We start from the raw sequence: 11,002 nt of genomic DNA on the forward strand, positions 1-11,002 counted from the left end.
CAATCAAATGAGCCACATTCTTCCAGTTATCCTTTCCGGTGGTTCCGGCACGCGCCTGTGGCCTTTGTCACGCGAGGCCTACCCCAAGCAGTTCCTCCAACTCGCTGGCGCGGACAGCATGCTGCAATCCACGTGGCTGCGGGTAGCTGACGTCGCCACACAGCCCCCGATCGTGGTGGCAAACGAAGCGCACCGCTTCATTGCAGCCGAGCAGTTGCAGCAGGCGGGTACCACGCCGTCGGCCATCCTGCTGGAACCGGTTGGCCGCAACACTGCCCCGGCAATCGCCGTAGCTGCTTTGGAGGCCTGCCGCGACGGCGCCGATCCGCTGCTGCTGGTGCTGCCGTCAGATCATCTGATCCGCGATGTGGCGCATTTCCACCGCGCCATCCTGGCGGCCGCCGATATCGCCGGGCAGGGCAAGCTTGTCACCTTCGGCATCCAGCCGACCGCACCGGAAACCGGCTACGGCTACATCAAGGCCGTAACCGGCGAAGGCGCGCGGGCGATCGAGCGTTTCGTCGAGAAACCCGACCTGGCGACGGCGCAGGCCTATGTCGCATCCGGCGAGTATTACTGGAACAGCGGCATGTTCCTGTTCCGCGCATCGCGCTACCTGCAGGAACTGGAACGTCTGCAGCCACAGATTCTCGGTGCCTGCCGCGCCTCGTGGGACAAGGCGCGCCGTGATGCCGACTTCATCCGTCTGGATGCGGACGCGTTCAAGACCAGCCCGTCCGATTCCATCGATTATGCGGTGATGGAGAAGACCGCGGATGCGGCCGTGGTGCCGCTGGATGCCGGCTGGAGCGATGTCGGCTCGTGGACCGCGCTGCGCGATGTTTCCGAACAGGATGCAAACGGCAACGCACATCGCGGTGATGTCATCGCCATTGATTGCCATGACACCTTTGCCTATGGCGAGCGCTTGATCGCCATGGTCGGGCTGGACGATGTGATCGTGGTCGAGACCGATGATGCGGTGCTGGTAGGCAAATCCGACCGCATGCAGGAAGTGAAGGACGTCGTAGCGCGACTGAAGGCTGATGGCCGCAGCGAGGCCACCTGGCACCGTAAGGTCTATCGCCCGTGGGGCGCCTATGACTCCATCGATCATGGCGACCGTTTCCAGGTCAAGCGCATCACCGTGAAGCCCGGCGGCACGCTGAGCCTGCAGATGCATCATCACCGTGCCGAACACTGGATCGTGGTCAGTGGCACCGCCGAGGTCACCCGTGGTGATGAAGTGCTGCTGCTCACCGAGAACCAGAGCACCTACATCCCGCTGGGTGTCACCCACCGCCTGCGTAATCCCGGCAAGCTCCCCCTGGAGCTGATCGAGGTGCAGTCCGGCAGTTACCTGGGCGAGGACGATATCGTGCGCTTCGAGGATACCTACGGACGCACCTGAGGCCGCCAACTGCAGCCAATAAAAAAACCCCGGGGAAACCCGGGGTTTTCTTGTTGGCGACACGGCTGTGGCTACGCGTCAGCATGCCCGAGACCACGAATTACGCCGGCGCGATCTCGGCCATTACCCGATGCAGGCCTTCCTCCCACGTGGGCAGGATGATGCCGAAATCCTGCTGCAGCTTGCGATTGTCCAATACCGACCAGGCCGGACGCTTTGCCGGCGTTGGGTACTCCGCGCTGGCGATCGCCTGCACGACGGGCGCCTTGGCCAGCACGCCTGCGGCCACGGCCTCGGCAAAGATCGCCTCGGCGAAACCATGCCAGCTGGTCTGCCCCGACGCGGTCAGATGCCAGGTCCCGGACAGCTGCCCAGGATGCTGCAATACCTGTGCGGTGACATCGGCAATCAAGGCAGCCGGTGTCGGCGTCCCCACCTGGTCCACCACTACCCGCAGTTCGTCGCGCTCGGCACCGACACGCAGCATCGTGCGCAGGAAGTTGCCGCCGTGCGAGGCATAGACCCACGCGGTGCGGAAGATCAGATGACGACCACCGGCATCACGAACGGCGATTTCTCCATCACGTTTGCTGCGACCATAGACACCCAGCGGCGCGGTGGCTTCGTCTTCCACATAGGGGGCCGTGCCCTGGCCGTTGAACACATAGTCCGTGGAGTAATGCACCATCGGCACGCCGTGCGCGGCGCACCATTGGGCGATTACGGCAGGCGCCAGTGCATTGGCCCGGAACGCCGCCTCGGGATCCTGCTCGGCCTTGTCCACCGCGGTATAGGCAGCGGCGTTGATCACCACCGACGGCTGCAGCCGGCCCAGCAAGGCGGGCAGGCTTTGGGGTGCGTCGAAGTCAGCGATCTCGCAGTCACTGCCATCGGCCAGCTTGCCGCTGCGGGTGGTTGCGATGACCCGGCCAAGCGGTGCTAGCGCGCGCAGCAATTCCTGCCCGACCTGACCATTTCCGCCAAAAACCAGCAGGGTCATGGGGTGTAAACCGGCAGGCGGTCTTCCGCGATGTCCTTCAGGAACGGCGCGTTCTCATCCTTGGCCGACAAGGTCGGGCCGCTGATCGGCCAGTCCACGCCGATGTCGGCGTCGTTCCAGCGGATGCCTGCATCTGATTCCTTCACGTAGACGTCCGTGCACAAGTAGCTGAACAGGGCTCGATCCGAGAGCACTGCAAATCCGTGGGCAAAGCCTTCCGGTATCCAGAATTGTCGCTTGTTCTCCGCGCTCAAGATGACCGCTTCCCACTTGCCAAAGGTCGGCGAGCCGCGACGGATATCCACCGCCACGTCATACACCTCACCTTCCAGCACACTCACCAGTTTGCCCTGCGGGCGTGGCCATTGGTAATGCAAGCCACGCAGCACCCCCCGGCTCGAAGCGGAGACATTGCTTTGGACGAACTTGTCCGGCAGCCCCAGCACCTTGAAACGTTCGGCATTCCATGTTTCGAAGAAAAAACCACGATCGTCACCAAACACCGCTGGCTCAATCACCGCACAGCTCGGCATGGCAGTTTCAATCACTTTCACGGAACGATGCCTCGCTGAATCAACTTCTGCAGGTACTGCCCGTAACCGTTCTTGGACAGCGGTGCAGCGAGCGCCTGGAGCTGTTCTGCACTGATCCAGCCCTGTCCATAAGCGATTTCTTCAGGGCAGCAGACCTGCAGGCCCTGCCGGGTCTGGATGGTCTCAATAAAGTTGGAGGCTTCCAGCAAGGACTGGTGCGTGCCGGTATCCAACCATGCATAGCCACGACCCAACGGCTCCAGCTGCAACGTGCCTTCATCCAGGTAACGCTGGTTGAGATCGGTGATCTCCAGCTCGCCGCGCGGTGAGGGCTTCAATGCCGCAGCATAGTCACTGGCATTACCGTCATAGAAGTACAAGCCGGTCACCGCATAGTTGGAGCGCGGTTCGGCGGGCTTTTCCACCAAGCCGATGACCTTGCCATCCTTGCCGAATTCGGCCACGCCATAGCGTTCCGGATCATTGACCCAATAGCCGAACACTGTCGCTCCCTCATCACGCGCATCGGCGCGCTTGAGCACCTCGCGCAGGCCGGTACCATGGAAAATATTGTCACCGAGTACCAGACAGCTGGGCTTGCCGCCAACAAAATCACGGCCGATCAGATAAGCCTGCGCCAAACCGTCCGGGCTGGCCTGCACTGCGTACTGGATCTCCATTCCCCATTGAGAACCATCACCCAGCAGTTGCTGGAACAGAGCCTGTTCATGCGGCGTGTTGATGATCAGCACTTCACGGACGCCTGCCAGCATCAAAACGCTTAGCGGGTAATAGATCATGGGCTTGTCATAGACCGGCAACAATTGCTTGCTGACGCCCTTGGTGATCGGGTACAGCCGCGTACCCGAGCCACCGGCCAGGATGATGCCTTTACGTTGCGTCATGGTTGTTTCCTAATTGGCCCACCGGGCAATGCAGACACTGGATCATCGATATCAGGCATCGGTGCCAATGCGCTGCAGACGGTAACTGCCATCCAGCACGTCGTTGACCCATTGCTGGTTATCCAGATACCAATCCACAGTGAAGCTGATGCCCTGTTCAAAGCTGTGCTTCGGCTCCCAGCCCAGCTCGTTCTTGAGCTTGGACGCATCGATTGCATAGCGGCGGTCATGGCCGGGGCGATCGCTGACATAGGTGATCTGCTGGCGCCGCGGCTTGCCGTCGGCGCGTGGGCGGCGCACATCCAGCAACGCACAGATCGCCTCCACCACTTCGATATTCTGCTTCTCGGAATTTCCACCTACGTTATAGGTTTCCCCCACTTTGCCCTTGGTCAGTACAGTACGGATCGCCTCGCAGTGGTCGGCCACAAACAGCCAGTCGCGCACCTGCTTGCCATCGCCGTACACCGGCAGCGGTTCGCCGGCCAGGGCCTTGGCGATGACCAGCGGAATCAGCTTCTCCGGGAAGTGATACGGGCCATAGTTGTTGGAGCAGTTGGTGGTCAACACTGGCAGACCATAAGTGTGGTGGAACGCACGCACCAGATGATCAGACGCCGCCTTTGATGCCGAGTACGGCGAGTTCGGGGCGTAAGGGGTGGTCTCGGTGAATTTGCCGGTTTCGCCCAGCGTGCCGTAGACCTCATCGGTGGAGACATGCAGAAAGCGGAACGCTTCGGCCTTTTCGGCCGGCAGCGCCTTCCAGTAATCGCGAACTGCCTCCAGCAGGCCAAGCGTTCCCACTACATTGGTCTGGACGAAGGTGCCAGGGCCGTCGATTGAGCGGTCAACATGGCTCTCCGCGGCAAAATTCAGCACTGCATCGGGGCGATGTTCGAGCAAAAGACGAGTCACCAGATCTCGATCACCGATATCGCCGTGCACGAACAAGTGATCCGGATTGTCCTGCAGGCGGTCCAGCGTCTTCAGGTTGCCGGCATAGGTCAACGCATCCAGATTGATGACATGGATACCCTTTGCTACAGCTTCCAATACAAAATTGGCACCAATAAAGCCGGCGCCGCCGGTCACAAGCCATGTGGTCACGCGATGATTCTCCCGTTACTACGTCCGCTGGGCAGCAAACAATCCTTACAAGGATATAACGGGCGCCCGTACCAGACCTGCACCGTTGACAACGAATCCATAACAGGCCTCAATTGTCCGGACATTTGGATGGCAATCGATGTCCTCCATACGCATTCGCACGGACCCACCAACCCGGCTAGAATCGAGAAAATTTGTCCCCCGGCCCGTGCCGGCCCCCATCAGCAACCGAAGGACCCCGCAGCACATGAAAATCCTCGTCGCGTACAAGCGCGTGGTGGACTACAACGTCCGCATTCAAGTCAAGCCGGATGGCTCCGGCGTGGTCACCGATGGCGTCAAGCTCTCGCCGAACCCGTTCGATGAAATCGCCCTGGAAGAAGCCCTGCGCCTGCGCGACAAGGGCATCGCCACGGAAGTGGTGGTTGCCACCATCGCTCCGGCCGACGCCCAGGCGCACCTGCGCAACGGCCTGGCCATGGGCGCCAACCGCGCCATCCACGTCGTCACCGACCAGGCCATCCAGCCGCTGACCGCCGCCCGCACCCTGCTCAAGCTGGTGGAGAAGGAACAGCCGGACCTGGTCATCCTGGGCAAGCAGGCCATCGACGACGACGCCAACCAGACCGGCCAGATGCTGGCCACACTGTGGGCACGTCCGCAGGCCACCTTCGCCTCCAAGGTTGAGATCGCCGACGGCAAGGCCACGGTCACCCGCGAAGTCGACGCCGGCCTGGAAACGCTGGAAGTCGAGCTGCCGGCCGTCATCACCACCGACCTGCGCCTGAACGAACCGCGCTTCATCAAGCTGCCGGACATCATGAAGGCCAAGGCCAAGCCGCTGGAGACCCTGCAGTTGGCCGACCTGGGCGTTGAAGCCGCCGATACGTTCAAGACCACCCACTACGCCGCACCTGCCAAGCGCAGCAAGGGCGTGATGGTGAAGGATGCCGCCGAGCTGGTGGCCGCACTCAAGCAGAAGGGGTTGCTGTAATGGCCAAGATTCTCGTCATCGCCGAACACCTGGACGGCAAGCTCAACAGCGCCGTGGCCAAGACCGTCTCGGCTGCGACCGCCGTGGGCGGCGACATCGATGTGCTGGTGCTGGCCGCCGACCCGGCCGCCATTGCCACCGAAGCCGCGCAGATTGCCGGCGTCAGCAAGGTGCTGACCATCGCCAACCCGGCCAACGAACACGCCCTGGCACAGGTGCAGGCCCCGCAGATCGCCAAGGCCGCGGTTGGTTACAGCCACGTCTTCGGCCCCTCGACCACCACCGGCAAGGATGTGATGCCGGCCGTGGCCGCGCTGCTGGGCGTCAACCAGGTCTCGGACCTGATGTCCGTCGAGGGCAGCCATACCTTCAAGCGCCCGATCTACGCCGGCAACGCCATCATCACCGTCGAAGCCCCGGCCGACCAGGTGGTCGTGGCCACCGTGCGCGCCGCCTCCTGGCCGGAAGCGGCCAAGGGCAACAGCGCCCCGGTCGAGGCGATCAGCGTTGATGCCGCCCTGCCCTCGCACACCCGCTTCGTCGGCCTGGCTGCCGGCAAGAGCGACCGCCCGGACCTGCAGAGCGCCAAGCGCGTGGTTTCCGGCGGCCGCGGCGTCGGCTCGGAGGAGAACTTCAAGGTGATCTACCAGCTGGCCGACAAGCTCGGTGCCGGCGTCGGTGCCTCGCGCGCCGCGGTGGACGCCGGCTACGTGCCCAGCGACATGCAGGTGGGCCAGACCGGCAAAATCATCGCCCCGGAGCTGTACATCGCCGTGGGCATCTCGGGCGCCATCCAGCACCTGACCGGCATCAAGGACGCCGGCACCATCGTCGCCATCAACAAGGACGGCGATGCGCCGATCTTTGAGATTGCGGATATCGGGCTAGTCGGTGATCTATTCACCTTGCTGCCGGAGTTTGAAAAAGCACTTTGACCAGAATGGCAGGATGGGGCGATTCCATCTTGCCGTTGTCAATATGTGTCAATAGGCACCATCTTAAATCGCCCCAATTATGTAATATGCCCCCGTTTATAAAAAAAAGGGGGCAACATGCCAATTCTTCATCAATGCATTTTGTTGGCGACATGGACTGCAGTCCTTTCAAGCCTTGCGATCCATAGCGCTGGACACAGAAGATTGAAACTTGCTGTAACCGCACTCGGCGGGGTATTGATATCGGTATGGATATTCATTAACGCATTGAGCGGTAATGGCATCGATCATGCCGTGCTTTATCACCTGCAAGCTGGAATAAAGGGCGCAGGTGCAGCCGATTTCGCAGTACCAATCCTCGCCTTGGGTGCGGGAATACTCGCTTTTACCGCACTGGCACTGCTTCCAAATCTGACCCAACGTCCCGCTTGGCGATATGCAGGCCCCGCATTCTTTCTTGCATTTATCCCTTCATTGTTGCTGAACCCGCTGACGCGTGATGTCGCGAAGCTGCTCAGGCAGGAGGGTTCCACAGCGGTCACCGCGGACATCGCCAGCCAGTACATCCGCCCGAGCGGCGGTCTTGCAAACCGCAAGAATCTGGTCATCCTTTACGCAGAAAGCTATGAGCGCACCTATCTGGATGAGTCGCGCTTTCCGGGCCTGAGCCCCGAGCTCAACCGCCTTCGCTCCGAAGCAGTTGACTTTACCCAGCTGGAATCCCGCGAGGGCAGCACGTGGACTATCGCTGGGATTGTCAGCTCCTTATGTGGCGTCCCCCTCTCTCTAAGCGACGATGCCAACGGCTACTCCAGCATTGGCAACTTCATGCCAGGCGCCCGCTGCCTGAGCGACCATCTCAAGGACCAGAACTACAATCTTGAATTCATCGGTGGCGCATCTTCAGATTTCGCAGGCAAGGGCCGCTTCCTTGCCGCACATGGCTTTTCCACCATTCGCGACAAAGAGTATTTCCGCGGCATGGGCCTGGGAACCAACCGCTTCTCGCCATGGGGCGTACATGACGACATCCTGCTGGACACTCTTTGGGAGCGTTTCACCGCACTTTCCGAAAACCCGACTCCTTTTGCACTTGTCGGACTGACACTTGATACACATCACCCCAGCGGACATATCCCGTTTGCATGCCTGGACGTGAATTATGAAGGCCTCGACCAGCGCCGCCCCATGCTCGATGCCATCCATTGCTCGGATCGGCTGATTGCCAATTTCGTCCGACGAATTAAATCCAGTCAGTACTGGAAGAACACTACCGTCGTCGTTGCATCCGACCACCTAGCGCTCCCCAATGATATTGCGGACTTGCTGCGCGATGGCCACCGGACCAACTTGATGCTGATGTTTGATAAGGACCTCGCCGCACGGGCAATCGACAAACCTGCAACCACGTTGGATAGCGGTGCCACGATCCTCGATATCCTCCGCGGCGGAAAAGAACTCGGGTTTGGCCGCTCACAACTGTCAGGCGGCCATGAAACAACTTCTCTCGCCAGGCGTACGGAGACCGGGCAGGATCAACTGCCTGCATTCATGGCATTCTCCAAGTCGCTTTGGATGCTCGGCACGGTCGATGACCACTTGCAACTGGTCAATGGCTCCGTGCATCTGGGCCAGCAGGAACTGACGCCTCCTTTAGCTATCACCTCGGATGGCGATGGGCGCATCACCAACCTGGGCACTGCCGGATTACGGTCAACCATTCCACCGCAGTCTGGAGCCACGACGAGCACCCTTTACATCGATCGCTGCCTCGCTTTCGGCGAAACGTCGCGACCAGAGGACTGGTGCATGTGGGGCTATATAGATGGGCAATCGCGCGTCGTACCGCAGAGCACATTGCAAATCGGAGCCACGATACCCGCACTTCTCCGCAGCGCGGACAGCGCTTTACCGGCGAACCAGCTTCGCAACGACTTCATCATCAAGCGCCATTTCGATGCAAGCAACACCGTTGTCGGCGAGGCAACAGATGGGAAGCTGTTTTCACAATTCCAGGAAGGCGTACTGGCGTACGGACCATACGAAGAACTATGCGCCGGCAGTTACCAGCTCACATTGAATGGCAAGGGCAGCCCAGCGGCAGGATCCTGGGTGGACGTAGTATCGGACTACGGTACGTATGTATTCGAGCGCTTCGAACTCAAAGAAAATGACGCGCCCCAGGGCGGTGTAATCGCCGCCGTTCCCTTTGTTTTCCCGAAAAAAATAAGCCTGAGCGAAGTCCGGGTAGGAGTAACCGAGCAGGCTATCGTGCGCCTGGATGGCTACTCGCTGTTGCCTGCCTATGAGCCCATGCTGCCTGGCCAGCGTATCGACTTCAGCACAGCAGGTAATGGCGACCGCTATGTCTCATGCGGTTGGTCCGAACCTTCCAACACCGGGCGAACACTGCACGACGCCACTGCATCCTTAAGGTTTCGCCTGCCCGAGCAAATCGCTTCGCCGAAACTCAACCTGACCCTGACCTCCTTGGCGGACCAGCGCATCCAGGTATTTGGAAATGGAAAAGAGATCACAGTCCTGGACGTGAAGGCTGGCGAACACCACTACGCTCTCGATGCCATTGGAGCTGAGTACGCGCCAGACTCCAGGCTTGTTCTAACGCTGAGTCCAGAACCGGGCACATGTTCCCTGGCGGCCCAGTGCGCCATGGATCTCAATCGATTGGACCTGATGCCAGCGACTGGAGCGCCTTGACCCAAAAGAAGTCAGTCACCAGCCCACCGTAGCCAACACCTGCCCCTTGGTGCATCAATGATGCACCAAGGGGCTTGCCGCTGTATCGCCCAAGGACGCTGTACCTATATACTTTGCCGTTCTAAATCTGGGTATCGCGCGGTCATGCAGGAGGCAAAGGAAGCGGCTTCATTAGCGCAACAGGGGGCAGGCCCTGATTCAACCCCTATCTGCGTGGATCTGGACGGAACGCTGCTTCGAAGCGACCTGCTCTATGAATCGCTGCTCGCGCTATTGGCAAAGTCGCCACTGATGGCACTGCTGTTGCCGTTCTGGCTTCTTCGCGGCAAGGCGCACCTCAAGCGTCAGATTGCCTCGCGGGTTCAACTTGATCCCGCCCTTCTCCCCTATGACGAGCGGGTACTTGCCCATCTACGCGGTACCCAGCAGCGTCCGCGGGTTCTATGCACGGCATCGGATCACCTTATCGTCCAGCCCATCGCCAACCACCTTGGACTGTTCGAAGAGGTCATCGCAAGCGAGGGCAAGCGCAATCTTTCAGGTGGCAATAAAGCCGAAACACTGGTTGCTCGCTTCGGAGAGAAAGGTTTCGACTACGCCGGCAACCATGATGTCGACCTCCCCGTATGGCGCAGGGCTCGTGGAGCCATCGTGGTCAATGGCTCGGGCAAACTCGCGCAGAAGGCAGCAAAGACAACCGCGGTTATTGATCACTGGCCATCACAGGCAGGAGGCATCCGTACGTGGATAAAGGCACTGCGCGTATACCAGTGGCTGAAAAACCTACTGGTATTCGTGCCCTTGGCCGCATCCCATCGCATCCTGGATCTCACCAGCACGCTTGATGCCTCCGCTGCCTTCCTTGCTTTCGGCCTCTGCGCCTCGGGCGTTTATCTACTCAACGACCTGCTGGATCTTGCTCCAGATCGCCAACATCCACGGAAACGCAAGCGCCCCTTCGCGGCGGGAACGCTTCCCATCCTGCATGGGCTGGTCGCCGCTCCGCTACTGACTATCGCCGGCATAAGCCTTGCACTTTGGGTGAACCCGATATTCGCCGGCGTGTTGCTGCTCTATTACGTGATGACGCTGGCCTATTCGTTTAAATTTAAGCGCATCGTGATGGTCGATGTAGTGCTACTCGCCGCCCTGTATACCATCCGTATTGTTGGAGGTGCAGCCGCAATCGGCAGCGCCCTGTCATTCTGGCTGCTAGCGTTCTCCATGTTCGTCTTTCTCAGTCTGGCCCTGCTCAAACGCTATACGGAACTGGATGCAGCGGCCACTGCTGAATCGCCCCGGCTTCTCCGGAGGCCATTTCGTTTGAGTCACGCCGCGATGGCGTGACCCGTGTTGCCGGCGTAGTACGCCGCCTCCGCTTCCGCCGGGGGTATGTTGC

8 protein-coding genes and 1 pseudogene are annotated in these 11,002 nt (G+C 60.3%); 5 read left to right on the forward strand and 4 right to left on the reverse strand.

The features are described 5' to 3' along the window. Positions 1-7 precede the first annotated feature (7 nt). Positions 8-1,411 (forward strand): mannose-1-phosphate guanylyltransferase/mannose-6-phosphate isomerase, encoded by a 1,404-nt coding sequence (locus ACVOLQ_RS17725; protein WP_481528807.1) that lies wholly within the window; start codon positions 8-10, stop codon positions 1,409-1,411. A gap of 100 nt (positions 1,412-1,511) precedes the next feature. Here ACVOLQ_RS17725 and rfbD read toward each other — a convergent pair whose 3' ends face one another. Genes rfbD through rfbB form a run of 4 tightly spaced genes read right to left on the reverse strand, consistent with a single transcriptional unit; the run spans position 1,512 to position 4,956 of the window. Then, entirely contained in the window at positions 1,512-2,411 is a 900-nt protein-coding gene (rfbD, locus tag ACVOLQ_RS17730; RefSeq protein ID WP_481528808.1) for a dTDP-4-dehydrorhamnose reductase, read from the reverse strand. Then, positions 2,408-2,965 carry a dTDP-4-dehydrorhamnose 3,5-epimerase gene (gene rfbC, locus ACVOLQ_RS17735; RefSeq protein ID WP_481528809.1) on the reverse strand — a complete coding sequence of 186 codons (558 nt, stop codon included), beginning with the start codon at positions 2,963-2,965 and terminating at the stop codon, positions 2,408-2,410. The genes rfbD and rfbC overlap by 4 nt, the downstream gene beginning before the upstream one ends. Then, positions 2,962-3,849, reverse strand: a complete 888-nt coding sequence (gene rfbA / locus ACVOLQ_RS17740) for a glucose-1-phosphate thymidylyltransferase RfbA (protein WP_313494026.1) — start codon at positions 3,847-3,849, stop codon at positions 2,962-2,964. Before rfbA ends, rfbC begins: the two co-directional genes overlap by 4 nt. A 51-nt stretch (positions 3,850-3,900) precedes the next feature. Further along, positions 3,901-4,956, reverse strand: coding sequence for a dTDP-glucose 4,6-dehydratase (gene rfbB, locus ACVOLQ_RS17745; RefSeq protein WP_313494028.1), 1,056 nt, complete (start codon positions 4,954-4,956; stop codon positions 3,901-3,903). Positions 4,957-5,203: 247 nt separating this feature from the next. On the opposite strand from rfbB, the gene ACVOLQ_RS17750 reads away from it, so the two are divergent. The 4 genes and pseudogenes from ACVOLQ_RS17750 to ACVOLQ_RS17765 form a co-directional block, all read left to right on the forward strand. Then, positions 5,204-5,950 carry an electron transfer flavoprotein subunit beta/FixA family protein gene (locus ACVOLQ_RS17750; protein ID WP_313172497.1) on the forward strand — a complete coding sequence of 249 codons (747 nt, stop codon included), beginning with the start codon at positions 5,204-5,206 and terminating at the stop codon, positions 5,948-5,950. Beyond that, the gene (locus ACVOLQ_RS17755; protein WP_313494029.1) at positions 5,950-6,885 is read left to right on the forward strand and encodes an electron transfer flavoprotein subunit alpha/FixB family protein; all 936 of its coding nucleotides are present in this window, start codon (positions 5,950-5,952) and stop codon (positions 6,883-6,885) included. Before ACVOLQ_RS17750 ends, ACVOLQ_RS17755 begins: the two co-directional genes overlap by 1 nt. Positions 6,886-7,089: 204 nt before the next feature. After that, the gene (locus ACVOLQ_RS17760) at positions 7,090-9,603 is read left to right on the forward strand and encodes a sulfatase-like hydrolase/transferase (RefSeq protein ID WP_481528810.1); all 2,514 of its coding nucleotides are present in this window, start codon (positions 7,090-7,092) and stop codon (positions 9,601-9,603) included. A 144-nt stretch (positions 9,604-9,747) separates the two neighbouring features. Beyond that, positions 9,748-10,944, forward strand: a pseudogene (locus tag ACVOLQ_RS17765) (UbiA family prenyltransferase); the annotation flags it as partial. Positions 10,945-11,002: the final 58 nt, after the last annotated feature.

The sequence above is a fragment of the Stenotrophomonas sp. STEN031 genome (assembly GCF_056759975.1).

What these genes read in the sequence shown, in the direction of transcription:
- ACVOLQ_RS17755 (WP_313494029.1), top strand. Translation starts at nt 5,950, where the DNA reads ATGGCCAAGATTCTCGTCATCGCCGAACACCTGGACGGCAAGCTCAAC.
- rfbD (WP_481528808.1), bottom strand. Translation starts at nt 2,411, where the DNA reads ATGACCCTGCTGGTTTTTGGCGGAAATGGTCAGGTCGGGCAGGAATTG.
- rfbA (WP_313494026.1), bottom strand. Translation starts at nt 3,849, where the DNA reads ATGACGCAACGTAAAGGCATCATCCTGGCCGGTGGCTCGGGTACGCGG.
- ACVOLQ_RS17750 (WP_313172497.1), top strand. Translation starts at nt 5,204, where the DNA reads ATGAAAATCCTCGTCGCGTACAAGCGCGTGGTGGACTACAACGTCCGC.
- ACVOLQ_RS17725 (WP_481528807.1), top strand. Translation starts at nt 8, where the DNA reads ATGAGCCACATTCTTCCAGTTATCCTTTCCGGTGGTTCCGGCACGCGC.